The 14,330-nt window shown below is 58.8% G+C and carries 14 protein-coding genes; 6 read left to right on the top strand and 8 right to left on the bottom strand.

Annotated elements, in window-relative coordinates:
- The first annotated feature begins 71 nt into the window (after positions 1-71).
- The gene (locus CPA59_RS06865; protein ID WP_202438458.1) at positions 72-806 is read left to right on the top strand and encodes a LuxR family transcriptional regulator; all 735 of its coding nucleotides are present in this window, start codon (positions 72-74) and stop codon (positions 804-806) included.
- 21 nt (positions 807-827) lie between these two features.
- On the opposite strand, the gene CPA59_RS06860 is transcribed toward CPA59_RS06865, so the two are convergent.
- A complete protein-coding gene (locus CPA59_RS06860) occupies positions 828-1,163 on the bottom strand; it encodes a hypothetical protein (protein ID WP_100849191.1) in 336 nt (111 codons plus the stop codon).
- A gap of 577 nt (positions 1,164-1,740) precedes the next feature.
- On the opposite strand from CPA59_RS06860, the gene CPA59_RS06850 reads away from it, so the two are divergent.
- Both CPA59_RS06850 and CPA59_RS06845 read left to right on the top strand, forming a co-directional pair.
- Positions 1,741-2,634 (top strand): proline iminopeptidase-family hydrolase, encoded by an 894-nt coding sequence (locus tag CPA59_RS06850; RefSeq protein ID WP_107758928.1) that lies wholly within the window; start codon positions 1,741-1,743, stop codon positions 2,632-2,634.
- Positions 2,635-2,869: 235 nt separating this feature from the next.
- Positions 2,870-3,355 carry a Dps family protein gene (locus CPA59_RS06845; RefSeq protein WP_038918391.1) on the top strand — a complete coding sequence of 162 codons (486 nt, stop codon included), beginning with the start codon at positions 2,870-2,872 and terminating at the stop codon, positions 3,353-3,355.
- 94 nt (positions 3,356-3,449) lie between these two features.
- Here CPA59_RS06845 and CPA59_RS06840 read toward each other — a convergent pair whose 3' ends face one another.
- From CPA59_RS06840 to CPA59_RS06815, 6 genes are all read right to left on the bottom strand, one after another.
- Entirely contained in the window at positions 3,450-4,592 is a 1,143-nt protein-coding gene (locus CPA59_RS06840; protein WP_038918390.1) for a lactonase family protein, read from the bottom strand.
- 178 nt (positions 4,593-4,770) lie between these two features.
- Entirely contained in the window at positions 4,771-7,218 is a 2,448-nt protein-coding gene (locus CPA59_RS06835; protein WP_107758927.1) for a TonB-dependent receptor domain-containing protein, read from the bottom strand.
- 205 nt (positions 7,219-7,423) lie between these two features.
- The gene (locus CPA59_RS06830) at positions 7,424-8,218 is read right to left on the bottom strand and encodes a heme ABC transporter ATP-binding protein (RefSeq protein WP_107758926.1); all 795 of its coding nucleotides are present in this window, start codon (positions 8,216-8,218) and stop codon (positions 7,424-7,426) included.
- Positions 8,211-9,167 carry an iron ABC transporter permease gene (locus CPA59_RS06825; protein ID WP_049842380.1) on the bottom strand — a complete coding sequence of 319 codons (957 nt, stop codon included), beginning with the start codon at positions 9,165-9,167 and terminating at the stop codon, positions 8,211-8,213. The genes CPA59_RS06830 and CPA59_RS06825 overlap by 8 nt, the downstream gene beginning before the upstream one ends.
- 29 nt (positions 9,168-9,196) lie before the next feature.
- A complete protein-coding gene (locus CPA59_RS06820) occupies positions 9,197-10,012 on the bottom strand; it encodes a hemin ABC transporter substrate-binding protein (RefSeq protein ID WP_107758925.1) in 816 nt (271 codons plus the stop codon).
- On the bottom strand, positions 10,009-11,040 hold the full coding sequence (locus tag CPA59_RS06815) for a hemin-degrading factor (protein WP_107758924.1): 1,032 nt from the start codon (positions 11,038-11,040) through the stop codon (positions 10,009-10,011). Before CPA59_RS06815 ends, CPA59_RS06820 begins: the two co-directional genes overlap by 4 nt.
- Between CPA59_RS06815 and CPA59_RS22835 the strand changes: the two genes are divergently transcribed.
- The 3 genes from CPA59_RS22835 to CPA59_RS06805 all read left to right on the top strand — a co-directional run bounded on the left by CPA59_RS22835 (position 11,041) and on the right by CPA59_RS06805 (position 13,400).
- Positions 11,041-11,313, top strand: coding sequence for a hypothetical protein (locus CPA59_RS22835; RefSeq protein ID WP_127350741.1), 273 nt, complete (start codon positions 11,041-11,043; stop codon positions 11,311-11,313). It abuts the gene before it with no gap.
- Positions 11,314-11,743: 430 nt separating this feature from the next.
- Complete coding sequence (locus tag CPA59_RS06810) at positions 11,744-12,004, top strand: DUF1471 domain-containing protein (protein ID WP_038918385.1); 261 nt, start codon at positions 11,744-11,746, stop codon at positions 12,002-12,004.
- Between the two features lie 445 nt (positions 12,005-12,449).
- Positions 12,450-13,400: a VirK/YbjX family protein gene (locus tag CPA59_RS06805; protein ID WP_038918384.1), complete on the top strand. Its 951-nt coding sequence runs from the start codon at positions 12,450-12,452 to the stop codon at positions 13,398-13,400.
- Positions 13,401-13,449: 49 nt separating this feature from the next.
- On the opposite strand, the gene CPA59_RS06800 is transcribed toward CPA59_RS06805, so the two are convergent.
- Entirely contained in the window at positions 13,450-14,211 is a 762-nt protein-coding gene (locus CPA59_RS06800) for an SDR family oxidoreductase (RefSeq protein WP_049854136.1), read from the bottom strand.
- Positions 14,212-14,330: the final 119 nt, after the last annotated feature.

Below are 14,330 nucleotides of genomic sequence, written 5' to 3'. Positions count from 1 at the left end.
CAGCCGTGAGCGAAAAAACAGCCGTGAGCAGGAAAATAGACGTCGCCCCCCGTGGAGGAACCGCCGTGGGGCTGGCCGACAGCGACCATCGCGGAGCGGCGGCATTTGAACCGGCCTTCGAACGGTTGTACGACGATGTGCGGCAACTGGGGTTTGACGCGCTGATTTACGACTACACGCCGGTTCCGCGTTCGCTGGACGGCGAATTGATCACCCCGTCCCTGCTGCGCACCCGCAATGTGCCGGATGACATGGTGTCGCTATGGTGCCAGAGCGGCTACTACCAGGTAGACCCGGTACAGATCCACGCCCTCGACAGCTGCGCGCCGTTCACCTGGTCCTACTGTCGCCCGGAGAACACCTCGCTGCGCCGGGTGCTGAACGAACAGCACCGCCCGGTTTCCCACTATATGCAGGACCATAATATGCTGTGCGGCGTCACCGTGCCGATGCACCTGCCGAAAGGCGGCTTCGTCACCGTGACCGCTATTCATACCGGGCTTGATACCGACAGCGAGATCGAGACGGTGCTGGCGCGTATGGGGCTGCTGGCCCATACCTTTCAGGAACAGGTGTTCCCGCTGTTTGACCAAGCCTGGTACCTTTGCCGCCACGTGCATCTTAGCCCGCGCGAGCAGGAGTGTCTGGCCTGGTCGGCGGAAGGACTGACCGCCAAGGAGATCGCCCGCAAACTGCACCGTTCGCTGGCGACCGTCAATCTGCACCTCAACAACGCCGCCCGCAAGCTCGGCGCCAGCAACCGCGTACAGGCAGTGGTGCGGGCGATGCATTATCGGCTGCTGTAACGCCGCCGCGTCACGGCACCATCACATGCACCCGGCGCAGCTGGTGCAACGCCAGTCCTGCGGATTGACGGCCTGATAGAAAAAGCGGAAATAACACTCTTCAATCGGCACCTGATGCTGTTCGAAACAGTCCGCCAGCCAATCGACGTTTTCCAGAATCCAGTCATCTTCATCCAGCCCGTCCCGGTAAAGCTCATCATCCGGGTCAATCACCGAATAAATCCCCAGTGTTCCCAGATGCTGCTCGCAGTATTTCTCCGGTAATTCAAACTCACGCCCCAGATAATCAATGATCCAGTGACCGTGACATAAAAGATTACCGTTCCGGCTCCATGATGCCGTAAAAGGATTTTGCATGATTATCTATACCCAAAATAATTCGAGTTGCGGGAAGGCGGCAACCGAGTGAATCCCCAGTCACTTACATAAGTAAGTGACTGGGGTGAGCGAGGGCAACCAACGCACCTGCAACTTGAAGTATGACAGGTATAAAATACCATTAATATCATTAGAATAAATATAAAACCTGACAATATCTGGATAAATAAATCGGCATGAATAATACAATCTATCAGAGTGGAAAAATATATGGATATATACCCAAAATAATTCGAGTTGCAGGAAGGCGGCAAGTGAGTGAATCCCGATGAGCTTACTCAGGTAAGTGATTCGGGTGAATGAACGCAGCCAACACACCTGCAACTTGAAGTATGACGGGTATAAACCTATAACCCTCAATGGGTAAATAATAAAAGCATTGATAAAAGACAACGTATTTTCGATTAGCAGAGAAATACGGATAATTTCCTCTCGATAAATCCTTGTTATTCAGACGCGTTCTGCCGTCACGGTACAACCTCGTATTTTTGCTAGCTATTCACCGCAACGCGCCGGCGGTAGCGTGTGCCTGTCCATCATGAAAAAGGTATGCGTTATGTATAACGTCTGTGAGGGGTATGCCCCTTTTCGCGAGTACCAGACCTGGTACCGGGTCTGTGGCGATCTCGCCTCGCCGCTGACGCCGCTGGTGGTGGCGCACGGCGGCCCCGGTTGCACCCACGACTATGTGGACGCGTTTCGCGACCTCGCCCAAACCGGCCGGGCGGTGATCCATTACGATCAGACAGGCAACGGCCGTTCCACCCATTTGCGCGACAAACCGGCCGGGTTCTGGCAGGTATCGCTGTTTCTGGATGAACTCGACAACCTGCTGCGCCACCTTGGCATCGCGCAGCGCTATGCCTTGCTGGGGCAATCGTGGGGCGGCATGCTGGCGGCGGAACATGCCGTGCGGCAACCGGCTGGGTTACAGGGGCTGGTGATCGCAAACTCGCCCGCCTCTATGGCATTGTGGCTGTCCGCCGCCGCCCGACTGCGCGCTGCCCTACCGCCGACGGTGCAGGCCACGTTGCTGGCTCACGAACAGGCCGGCACGCTAAACAGCGATGCCTATCGCGCCGCCAGCCAGGTGTTTTACCAGCGCCATGTTTGCCGGCTCGATCCCTGGCCGGACGAGGTGAAACGCACCTTTGCCGCGATGGACGACGATCCAACAGTCTACCACGCCATGAACGGGCCGACCGAGTTCCACGTGATCGGTTCCATGAAGGACTGGAGCATCATCGACCGTCTGCATGCCATCAGCGTGCCGACATTGCTGATTTCCGGCGAGTACGACGAAGCGGCCCCCGAGGTGGTGCAGCCCTTCGCCGACCACATCCGCCACAGCGAATGGGTGATCTTCCGGCACTCCAGCCACATGCCGCACGTAGAAGAGCGCGCCGCCTGCATGGCGGTGGTCGGCGAGTTTCTTGAACGCCTGCCCTGATGCCGCCTCGCGCCGTCCGCTAATCGCACGGCGTACCGACCCGAAATGTTGATACGCCGCAAACGTTTATTCACAGAATCGCTTTATAACTGGTTCACCACCCCCGCCCGGCGAAGATGGGACCGGGGTTTCTGGTCTATGATGAAAAGGCCGTCACGTTGCCCGGCAAGAGAGCACATGCCGGACTGATGTTCATGGCGAACCAACACGCGATTGACAGAAAGGAGAGCGTTATATGTCAGGCAGTAAAAAGAAAAAGAGCCCGATTGGACTGGATGTGCAGCAGTCTGAAAAGATTGCCGCCAAACTGAACACCTTGCTGGCCAACTACCAGATTCTTTACATGAATGTGCGCGGTTATCACTGGAACATTTCCGGTGCGGCGTTTTTCGAACTTCACGCCAAGTTTGAGGAAATCTACAACGAACTGCTGTTGAAAATCGACGAACTGGCGGAACGTATTCTGGCGCTGGGCGCCCAACCGCTGCATGCCTACAGCGATTACCTGAAAGTGGCGGACATCAAAGAAGACGTCAACGCCACCGACGGCAAAAAAACGCTGGCAGGGTTGCTGGCCGGTTATGCCGTGCTGCTGCAACAGCAGCGGGAAATCCTGCCGCTGGCGGCGGAAGCCAGCGATGAAGGCACCGCGTCGCTGATGACCGATTACATCAAAGAGCAGGAAAAACAAATCTGGATGTTCAACGCCTACCTGAAATAACCCCGGCCCGACACCTCATCACCACCCCGCCCGCTCAGGGCGGGGTTCATGCACTAACGGCGTTTTACCACACACCGGCGCTACTCGGTCTTACTTAAGGCAGCGTAACGATCTCAATCCAGTTAGCGCCTTTACCGGTCGGGAAACGGCCGGTCAGCGTCAATTCGCCGCTGGTTTGATTGATGCGATACACCGACAACTGATCGGATTTTTCACCGCTGGCGATCAGGTAGCGGCCGCTGGGATCGATCTGAATACCGCGCGGCTGGGTTTCGGTAGGATAGCGCGCCACATAACGCAATTGACCACTCTTGGGCGTAACCCGCAACAGGCTGACGGTGCTGCTGGTGCGTTCGGAAACATACAGGAAACGGCCGTTTGGCGTTAGCCGCAGATCCGCGCTCCAGATTTTCGGGCGGTTATCGATGCCCGGCGCTTTAGGGTCGACCGTGCCGGGTTGCATTCCCGCGTCCGCCGGGAGGGCATCGGTGTAATCCCGCAACGTCAGCCGACCGGTGGTTTTGTTCAGCGTCAGCCGCGCCACTTTACCGGACAGCTCATTACTGACGTACAGGGTGCGGTGATCCGGCGCCCAAACCAGATGACGCGGTCCATTGCCCGCCGGTAACGCCAGTTCAGCCGGCGTATTCGGGGTCAGTTGTCCGGTTTTGGCATTAAAGCGGAACTGCAACAGCTGGTCGCTGCCCAGATTGCTGGCCAGCACAAACCGGTTCTGGCTATCGGCGATAATGCTGTGCGCATTCTTCCCGGTAGGCACGACCTGAACCGCCTCGGCGCTCACGCGACCGTCTGCCGCAATCGGGCTGACCGCCACCTTGTTGCCGCCGTAGGAGGCGCTGAGCAGCCAGCGTCCGGTGCGATCGGTAGAAATGTACGCCATGCTGTCGGGCAGCGGCGCCGTTCCAGCCGGGCTCAACGCGCCGGTCTTCCGGTCGATGGCGTAACCGGCCAGCGTGTACGGTTTGCTGCGCACCGCGGCGTACAGATGGCGCTGGTCCGGGCTGAGCGCCATCGGCATGACTTGCGCGCCAGCGGCCACCGTACCAATGGCGGTCAACTGGCCGTTTTTGGTATTCAAGGTATAAGAGCGGATTTCCCCGTCTCCCGCCGCCGACACGTATACCGCGGTCACGGCCGATGACGCCAGCGGCCACAAACTGGCCGCCAGCAACGCCGCCATACCGCCCCATGTGGTGAGTTTCGTGTGTTTTGCCATATTTTATCCCTGATGATTTCGTGATGTTCTACGTATAAACCCATTCGTCCAATAAATTAAAACAGCATTTTAATCCAGAAGGAATAGCAAACGCCGTAGGGATATGGGATAGGCGGTCAGGACGGGGAAACAGTCTCCTGCCGACCGGCAGGAGACCGTTGGAAAGGCTCAGCGACGATCAGAAATCGACATTGACGCCCAGTTGGAAGGTGCGGCCCGGCATCACGGCCAGTTCGCGGTTGTAGCCATCCTGAGCGGTGCTCTGCGTCAGTTGACGGCTGCTCAGGTAGTCCCAGTATTTACGGTCGGTCAGGTTATAAACGCCGCCGCTCAGCCGCACAGTCGGCAGCACGCGCCAGTAGGCGGTCAGGTCCACCAGTCCGTACCCCGGCACGCGCATGTACTGGGTGGTCGAATCGGTCAGCGCCGCGCCGGTATTGTTATACCCCTGACGGTTGTTGGCGGTGGCGCGTTTGCCTTTCTGGAACGTCGACGTGATGGCCGCGCCGTAGCGGTTGTTCGCTTCGTCCCAGGCCAGCCCCACCACCGCTTTCACCGGCGCTACGCTGTCGAGGTCGACGTATTTGTCGCCCAGATAGCGGGATTTCGATTTACCTTCGTTATAGCCGATCGCCATCGTGGTGCTGAACCCGCCGAGCGCGTCAAACCAGGTGCCCCACTGCACGCGGCTGCTGAATTCCGCGCCGTAGATATAAGCCTTGTCGCGGTTTTCCATCTGGTATGCGGTATAGATATTCGACGGTACGTTGGTGAACTTTTCCGGATTAGCCGCACGGGTATAGCGGGTATTGGCGATAAAGTTCTTGTAGTCGTTGTAGAACACGGCGGTGCGGAAGGTCACCCCGTCGGTCATGTCGCCTTTCAGACCCCACTCATAGTTGTTGCTGGTTTCGGTTTCCAGATTGCTGTTGCCGATCAGCGCGTACTGCGCACGGCCGGCATAGCTGGAGCCCAGACTCCAGGAGCCGTACAGCTGGCTGGCGTCCGGGAACTGGGCGCCGCGGCGATACTGCAGGTAGGTGCTCAGGCGCGGCGTCAGTTCATACTGCAAACTGAGCGACGGCAGCACTTCGGTATCGCGGGTGGTCTTGCCGTACAGCGACTGTACATCATTCGTGGTGATCGCGCTGCTGCCCGCGCTCAGGCTGGACAGGTTACGTGACTTGGTGCTCTGGTGCGCCACCCGCACCCCCGGGGTGATCGCCAGCGTCCTGCCGGCCAGTTCCACTTCCATCTTATCCTGCACAAAGCCGCCCAGAGTGTAGCTGCGGCTATCCGCTTCCGGCTGCATGACGACATTGGCCCCGGTCTGAGCCGGCGACTGATGGAACGGGCGTTCGGTATCGGACTGTTGGGCGTTGAAGCCCCAGGTGAACTGGTGCATGCCGACGGATTTCAGCAGGCTGGTTTCGATGCCGTAGGTTCTGACGTTGTAGTCGGAGTTGACCTTCTGCATGCTGCCGTCGTCCAGCGGCAGGTCGGTGTCGTCTTTCGCGGTGGAACGCTGGGCGTAGATGCGGGAATCCACCGCATCCACCCAGCCGGTGTTGGTGGCGGAGGTCCAGTTGTGGCGCAGGCTGCCGCTCCAGCGCTCGCTGTCGCTGTCCTGCTGCGAGGTGCCGACGATGCTGGTGCCAAAGTTATTCCAGCCGTCGTAGTGGGTGTGAGACGTCTTGCTGTAGTAGTCGAGCGTCCCGGTAAAACGGTGCTGATCGTTAGGCTGCCAGATGGCGGAAGTCATCACCGCCGTCGAGTGCCAGTTGAGCGGATAGGCGGACAACTGGTCGCTGTTGGTGCGGGTTTCCTGACCATCACGACGGCTGATCACCGCAATGCCGCGCAGGGTCTGATCGCCGCCGGCGACGGTGACGCCGTTGTGCCAGCTGCGGCTGGCGGAGTCGTAGTCGCTCTGATAACCGACATAGTGGTCTTTCTGCGCGGATAAATACTGATCGGGTGATTTGGGGCGGAACGACACCGCGCCGCCGATGGCGTTATTGGCGCGCTCGATCGGCGTCGCACCCGCGTCGATGCTCACCAGGCCGTACATGTACGGGTCGATGTAATCACGGCCGATGCCGAAGGTGTTAAGACCGGGACGCCCGGCGTAACTGCGGCCGGTGGCGTTGGGCAACGGGATGCCGTCTACGTCGATCGCCACCCGGTTGCTCTCCAGGCCGCGGATGTTGTAACCGGTGTACCCGCCGCGATCAAACCCGCTTTTACCGGCGCCGGAACCGCCGCTGACGCCGGTGGCGCTCACCAGCGGCTGATAGCGCATGATAGAACCGAAGTCGTTGCCTCCGTTCTTTTGCATGTCGCTGTCGGTCATGGTGATGGTGGTGCCCGGTTTGGTGACGCGCGGCGACATTACCGTCATCTGATCGCCGGCCCCACCAGCGGCGGTTTTGTCCGCCGACACGGCTTTTTTCGTCCCACTGTCCGTCGTGGTCGATGGCGTCGTGGTGGTCGATGGCGTCGTCGTCGATGATGTCGCTGTGTTCGCGTCCGCCGCCAGCGTTGGGCAGGCAAGACCGGTCAATACGCCGGTCAAAATGATCCGGTTTAACCCGGTGCGATGCTTTTCTTTGTTGTGCAAGAACATACTGCAACCTCAATAGTGGATGTCATTATCTTCTTGCTCAGGGATTGCCAAACAGTATCATTTCAACCCGTTACGGTTGGAATACCCGTCATGTTTCACGTTGCCGGCGCGTCAGCCGCCTGCCTGCAACCTGAAACCCCTCGGGTACGATCGTTGTTATTATAATTGTCGAACTTTTTTCTTCATCGGCGCGCCACGCGCGTCGTTAACGGCGTAACGCTACCTGCGGCATACCGGTGTCGCCGTGCGGGCTGACCAACACCTCCGCCTGATACCAGCGCTGAATCGCCGCCTCGGTCAGCACCTGCGTCGGCGCGCCTTCGGCCACCTTGCGCCCGCCCTGCATCACCACCACCCGATCGGCCCATAACGACGCCAGATTGAGATCGTGCAATACGCAGCACACCGCCAGTTTCCCTTCTTCAGTCAGCGATTTCAGCAATCGCAACAGCCGTTGCTGATAGAACAAATCCAGCGCCGAGGTGGGCTCGTCCAGAAACAGCCAGCCTTGTGGGCCGTCGCCCTGCCAGAGCTGGGCCAGCGCCTGCGCCAGCCGGACACGTTGCTGCTCGCCGCCGGACAATTGCGGATACAACCGCTGCCGCAGGTGCCCGCAACCGGTCAGCGCCAGCACCGCGGACACCACGTCCGGCTCCGGCGTGTCGCGCCAGGGGGTTCGCCCCATCGCCACCACCTCTTCCACGCGGAACGACGCGGTCAGCGTATTGTCCTGACGCATCACCGCCCGCTGGCGCGCCAGCGCGCCCGGCGACCAGCTAGCCAACGCCCGGCCATCAAGCCGGCATTCTCCCCGCTGCGGGGTCAGATAACCGGTCAGCAGCCGCAACAGGGTGGATTTACCCGCGCCGTTCGGCCCGATCAACGCCACCAGTTCGCCCTGAGCCAGCGTCAACGACACATCGTCAATCAGGGTCCGACCGCCGGCGACCTGATAGCGCAACTGACTTGCCGCCAGTGGCGCAAAACTCGGTTCAGCCATGTTGCCGCCTTAGAATCAACCACAAAAACCACGGGCCGCCGATCAGACAGGTCAGCAACCCCACCGGCATTTCCGCCGGCACCACCAGCGTGCGGGCCAGCGTATCCGCCAGCAACAGCAGCAACGCCCCGCCCAGCGTCGCGCCCGGCAACAACCAGCGGTGATCCGCACCCAGCAGCAGCCGCATCAGGTGCGGCGTGATCAGGCCGACAAAAGCGATGACGCCGCTGACCGACACCGCCGCCGCCACCAGCACCGCGCACAAAATCACTACCCGGCGCCGGGTGCGGCGCACATCCACCCCAAGGTAATGCGCTTCCTCGTCGCCCAGTTGCAGCAGATTGAGCGGCGACGCCAGCCTTTGCAGCCACCACACGCACGGCACCACCAGCGACGCCACCGCCGCCACCGTTACCCACTGCGCCTGCCCCATACTGCCCATGCCCCACAGCGACAGCTGGCGCAGTTGCTGATCGTTGCTGATCCACGCCAGCAGGCCGGTGGCGGCGCTGCCGATGGCGTTGATGGCAATGCCCACCAACAACAGACGCGACAGGGAGCGATCCCCCGACAGGCTGAGGGAGAACAGCAGCAGCATGATCAGCAAACTGCCGACAAAGGCGGCCAGCAACGGCAGGTACAGCGCCAGCAGCGTCGGCAACGCCAGCGGAAACAGTATCGCCAGCGCCACACCGACGGCCGCCCCGCTGCTGACCCCCAGCAATACCGGGTCCGCCAGCGGATTGCGAAACAGCCCCTGCATCCCGGCGCCGGACAATGCCAGCGCCATCCCCACCAGCAACGCCAGCACCACTCGCGGCAGGCGAATATACAGCCATACCTGCCACGCCATGCTGTCGATCGGACGGGTCATCAACTGCGTCAATGACACCGGCATCGCACCGCTACCGGCGGCGATTAACGCCAGCAGCGCCAGCGCGCCCGCCATCGCCAGCAGCGTCAAACGCGGAGGCAGGCTCACTTCGCCGCATCCACCGCCTGACGCAGGCGCAACAGCGCCGCGGGCGTATCCAGACCAAAGCCCAGCAACGCCATATCATCGACAATCAGTAACCGTTGGTGCTTGCCTGCCGGCGTCAGCGCCAGTCCCGACAGTTTCCACACCGCCGCGCCGCCGCCCAGCGATTTCGCGCCATCGGTGGTGATCACCACCCAGTCCGGCTGGCTCGCTACCACCCCCTCCTGCGACAACGGCTGATAGCGGTTGAAACCCTGCATCGCGTTCTGCAATCCGGCGGCGCGGAACGCGGCGTCCGCCGCGGTGTCCTGTCCGGCCGCCATTGCGCCCATGCCGCTATGACTGAGAATGAACAACATGCGGGCCGACGCCGGTTGCGACGGTATCGCCGCCAGTTGCTGTTTCACCTGTTGCGCCAGCGCTTCGCCGCGCGGCGTCACCCCCAGCGCACCGGCGATCGCCTGAATCTTTTCGCCGATGCCGCCGACCGTTTGCGGCTCCGGCACCGTCACCACGCGCACACCCCGGCTGGCTACCTGTTCCAGCACCGTAGACGGCTGCGCCAGCGCGCTCGCCAGCACCAGCGTCGGTTGCATCGACAGAATGCCTTCCGCGTTTAGCTGGCGCATGTAGCCGACATTCGGCAGTGATGTCACCGCCTCGGGGTGCAGGCTGGTGCTATCGCGCGCCACCACCTTGTCGCCCGCCTGCAGCGCAAACACAATCTGCGTGACATCGCCGCCAATCGTCACTACCCGGTCGGCAGCCAGCAGCGATAACGGCAGCCACAGCAACATCAGACACAGCGTTCTCATGCCGCAGCCTCCGGCATCACCAGCGACATCACCTGCTCGCGCCAGCGCGCCTGCTCCGGTTCCCCTTCCGAACGCTGACCGAATAGCTGGGCGATCGGCGTGCCGTCGGCGGCGAACAGTTCCAGGCTGGTGACAATGCCGTCTTTGGTCGGTTTACGCGTCACCCAGCTCTCTGCGATGGCGTCTTCGACCAGATGCAGCGTGAAGTCACGGTTGAACACATTCAGCCAGTTCTCCATCGGCGTCACTTTTTCAATTACGCCGGTGAAAATCTGCACGCAGCCGCGGTTGCCGACAAAAATCATGATTTCATTGCCCGCCTGCTGGGCGGCATGCAGTAAGGCGCCGAGCGCCTGATTGTCCACCCGGCAGGCCAGATCGTCGCTGACGGCGCGAAACGCCTGCGGGCGCGTGACATTATGGCGCTTAAGCAACGGGAAGAACTGATGCACGTCGGTCATCGCCCGCCACTCCTGCTCCAGCAGCGCGGCGTCCGGCGCCGCGGCCGGGGCGTCGACCGGCGCAGGTTGCAGCGCCAGCGGCGGGTTATCCGCCAGCGTGAAGCTGTCGATCAGCGCCTGCCAGACGGTCAGTTCCGTGTTGTCGGTGGCATAGACCTTGAGCACCGCGTCGCCGTGGCGATCAAAAAACTGAATGCTGCGGCGCTCGCCGCGCGCGGTCTGTTCCGTCAGCGCAAACGCGCTATCCCACTGCTCGGGAAACAGGCGCAGGTCCAGCCCGCGCGGGTTGAGCACCAGACCGACGTGTTCGCCGATGCGCTGGTTGCGGTAAGCCCCGACCTGCTCATGCACCGCGTATTCATTGCGGGTGATGGACTTGGTTTCGCCGACGGATTCCAGCCCGGCCAGCAGCGCGCGCATGTCGCCGGACAGGCGGCGAGCGTCATGCCCGACGCGCAGCGACGTCAGCGCCGCTTCGCTCAGCCCCATCATGCGGGCCAAATCCCGGGCGTACTTGCGCGGATGCTCAACTTTCAGTTGCAGATAGTGTGTGTAGTGGTGATGCATGTGCCAAAACTCCCTCGACAGCGCCGTCCGCTGGCTGCGGTATTGATGTGTGCCACAAAAGTTAATAATAATTATTATCATTACGAAAAAGTGAAAACAAGACACATTCGCAACAACAGCATTACTAAACCATTACACTTTTCAGGGGTAAACCCGCAGTTACGCTACATCGGGATGGGAAATCAGCGTGGTGCGCAAAAAATCAGCTGCGGTTTTCAAATTCAGTTTTCATTATTATGGAACAATACCGCTCACATTTATCTTGTCATTTAATTTACCAATGATAATCAATCAATTAAAAATTCACTTGATAACATCGAAATATTATTTCCGCTGATCATTAACAACAGTGAAATTTAAATGGCATCAATTGACAAAATTACCCGTTCCCGGCGTCTATGATAAGCACACCCAACAGAGAAACAGTCATCTCGATTTTTTCCACGGCACTTATTCTGTTGGGATAAATATAAATACCTTAACTATACCCAAAATAATTCGAGTTGCAGGACGGCGGCAACCAAGTGAATCCCCAGAAGCTTACTCAAGTAAGTGACTGGGGTGAGCGACAAATTGGCGTAAGCCGATTTGAACGCTGCTGGCAGCGGCCCCGAAAGGGCGAGGCCCATGAAATGGGCCGAATAACGCAGCCAACACACCTGCAACTTGAAGTGTGACGGGTATAAAGATGGAGTTAGCTATAATGAACATTATGATCAAAAGCATCGCGGCAGGCGCTATTGCACTGGCCTCATTCAGCACGCTGGCCGCACAGGAAATAAACCGTGAACAAGCAGATAGCTATCAGCAAATTGGGGTAATCACCTCAAACAACACGGATTCCCCAATGGATGCGACCCGCGAATTATCACAAGCCGCAGATGCCCTGGGCGGAAAATATTTTGTGATTATTTCTATGGATAACGACGATCTGGTTCGCTCCAGCGCCATTGTCTATAAATAGTCACTGACTGAAAAGAAAACAGTCGGATTAATTAGCAATAGGGCCGGCGGGCGGATCTGCCGGCCTGTTTACTGACGCAGCTGACTGGCTGCACACTGTTTAACCCCTTTCGCTGCGGCAGATAAAATACAGCCCCACTCCGCACGATCTACCTATTATACGTTGCTCCCGATCATTAAGTTTAAATCAAACCCAAACAAACCCGCGATAAATCGGTATTTGTTATTTTCACTAAATCAATGCTCAACAACATATGGGTTCTGATTTTTCTTTTCTTTGTCCTCTTTATAATCCCCAGCAACAGAAAGTGCGAGGTAAAAGATAAAAATCACCTTGTCTTTCTGCGTGGCAGGGTTTCCGAGCTTGCGTTTTACGGTAATACATCAGTACCGGGCATACGCTCCCCTGTGATTATTTTTACAGCACTATCTCACGGGGAATTAAAATGGAAAAATCATCGTCGTTGTCGCTTTTCTATCAATTATTAAAGGGTAATTTTTTCTCTGAAAAAATCTGGCGTAAGACCGATATAAAAGCCAAATTTTTATTACGCTCATTATTAATGCCGTCAATTACCTTACGCTATCTGAAGAATATTATTGAGATTCCCGCCATGCAGAAAGCGGTGAAAATCCGGCCGATGCTGCCGACCAAGATTCACCGTCCTTATCTGTCCGCCACGCTGCATGCCGCCGAGCGCGCCGACGCCATCTGTACCCATTACACTTTCGTGGATCAGTTGGCTAACCCGTTTCTGAAGCAGGCGTTTCTCAGTCTGGATGATTATTGTCTGGCGCGTTTTTCCGGCAAGAACGGCGAAAGTTTTTCACTGATTTGCAGCACCTCACGCTACGACAAAGAGGGCGAGGCTACGCTGCGCATCCGTTTCAACGATGTGGTGCTGGCGTCACTGACATTCTCGGTAATGCGCGACCAGAATCAGCTCGCCATCATGATTGGCGGTTTGCAGGGAAAAGGCCGCGACCAGACCCGTGAACTGACCAAAGACGCATCGAAAGCCTGCTTTGGGCTGTTTCCCAAACGCCTGTTGCTGGAGTGCCTGCTGACCCTCGCCGGTCTCACCGGCATTCATCGCATTCTGGCGGTAGGCGATGAGAACCATGTTTATCAGTGCCTGCGCTACTGCTACCGTAAAAATAAGGTGCGGTTTTCCAGTTACAGCGAGTTCTGGCAGTCAATCAACGCAGACAGAAACGCGACGGGGTTGTACCAACTTCCGCAGATCATTACACGCAAAACGCTGGATGAATTGCCAAGCCGAAAACGAGCCCAGTACCAGCGCCGTTATCAGTTGCTTGACGACATCAACGCTCAGATCAGGCTCACTCTGGGGCACAGCGCCTCATCCGACACGCTGCATCGCATCGCCAGTTAGCATACGCCGACACCGGGGAAAACGGCGTTCCCCGGTACGTCATCCCCCATTACGCAAACCCGCCGTTGCTGCGGACCACCTGACCATTGATCCAGCCCCCTTCCGGCCCGACCAGAAAAGCCACCACGTTGGCGATATCGTCCGGCTCACCCAGCCTTTCCAGCGGCGTCATGGCGGTAATGGCGGCCACCTGCGCATCGGTCTTACCGTTAAAAAACAGTTCGGTCGCCACCGGCCCCGGCGCTACGGCGTTTACCGTTACCTCGCGACCGCGCAGTTCGTTCGCCAGCACCCGCACCAGCCCCTCGACTCCGGCTTTGGAAGCGATATAGGGGCCATAACCGGGCAGCGACCGGGCGATCACGCTGGTAGACAGCGCAATAATCCGTCCGCCGTTTTCCACCTGCCGGGCCGCTTCGCCCAGCACAATGAATGCACCGCGCAGATTGGTCGCCATCATGTTGTCGAACTGCGCCAGATCGCCATCGGCAATCGACGTGTTCGCCATCACCCCGGCGCTGTTGATCACGGCGTCGATACGCCCGAATTGCGCTTTCGTCTGCTGAAACAGCGCCGCCACCTGCTCGGGCGCGTCCACCTGCGCCTGAATCGCCAGCGCGACGCCGCCGTCCGCGCGAATCCGGCTCACCACGTCGCTCGCCTGTTGCTGCTGCCGGGCATAATTCACCACCACCCGCCATCCCTGCTGCGCCAGTTTCAGCGCAATCGCCCTGCCGATGCCCCGCGACGCACCGGTGACAATCGCCACGCGGGCATTCTGTACGCTGTCTTGTGTGTTGTGCTGCTGCATACGGTCTCCTGTTATTCCGGGATGAAAATGACTCCGGAATGAAAATTGTTCCGGGATGAAAACGATCGGGCCCGCCGCGACGTTAACACGGCGAAGCGGCCATCGCCTGCGTGGCAGAT

This window comes from Dickeya sp. Secpp 1600 (assembly GCF_003049805.1).
GTDB classification, from domain to species: Bacteria; Pseudomonadota; Gammaproteobacteria; order Enterobacterales; family Enterobacteriaceae; genus Dickeya; species Dickeya fangzhongdai.
Note: the sequence above shows the minus strand (reverse complement) of the source record. Positions and strands in the feature narration are given on the sequence as shown.

What these genes read in the sequence shown, in the direction of transcription:
- CPA59_RS06860 (WP_100849191.1), bottom strand. Translation starts at nt 1,163, where the DNA reads ATGCAAAATCCTTTTACGGCATCATGGAGCCGGAACGGTAATCTTTTA.
- CPA59_RS06850 (WP_107758928.1), top strand. Translation starts at nt 1,741, where the DNA reads ATGTATAACGTCTGTGAGGGGTATGCCCCTTTTCGCGAGTACCAGACC.
- CPA59_RS06845 (WP_038918391.1), top strand. Translation starts at nt 2,870, where the DNA reads ATGTCAGGCAGTAAAAAGAAAAAGAGCCCGATTGGACTGGATGTGCAG.
- CPA59_RS06840 (WP_038918390.1), bottom strand. Translation starts at nt 4,592, where the DNA reads ATGGCAAAACACACGAAACTCACCACATGGGGCGGTATGGCGGCGTTG.
- CPA59_RS06835 (WP_107758927.1), bottom strand. Translation starts at nt 7,218, where the DNA reads ATGTTCTTGCACAACAAAGAAAAGCATCGCACCGGGTTAAACCGGATC.
- CPA59_RS06830 (WP_107758926.1), bottom strand. Translation starts at nt 8,218, where the DNA reads ATGGCTGAACCGAGTTTTGCGCCACTGGCGGCAAGTCAGTTGCGCTAT.
- CPA59_RS06825 (WP_049842380.1), bottom strand. Translation starts at nt 9,167, where the DNA reads ATGGCGGGCGCGCTGGCGCTGCTGGCGTTAATCGCCGCCGGTAGCGGT.
- CPA59_RS06820 (WP_107758925.1), bottom strand. Translation starts at nt 10,012, where the DNA reads ATGAGAACGCTGTGTCTGATGTTGCTGTGGCTGCCGTTATCGCTGCTG.
- CPA59_RS06815 (WP_107758924.1), bottom strand. Translation starts at nt 11,040, where the DNA reads ATGCATCACCACTACACACACTATCTGCAACTGAAAGTTGAGCATCCG.
- CPA59_RS06810 (WP_038918385.1), top strand. Translation starts at nt 11,744, where the DNA reads ATGAACATTATGATCAAAAGCATCGCGGCAGGCGCTATTGCACTGGCC.
- CPA59_RS06805 (WP_038918384.1), top strand. Translation starts at nt 12,450, where the DNA reads ATGGAAAAATCATCGTCGTTGTCGCTTTTCTATCAATTATTAAAGGGT.
- CPA59_RS06800 (WP_049854136.1), bottom strand. Translation starts at nt 14,211, where the DNA reads ATGCAGCAGCACAACACACAAGACAGCGTACAGAATGCCCGCGTGGCG.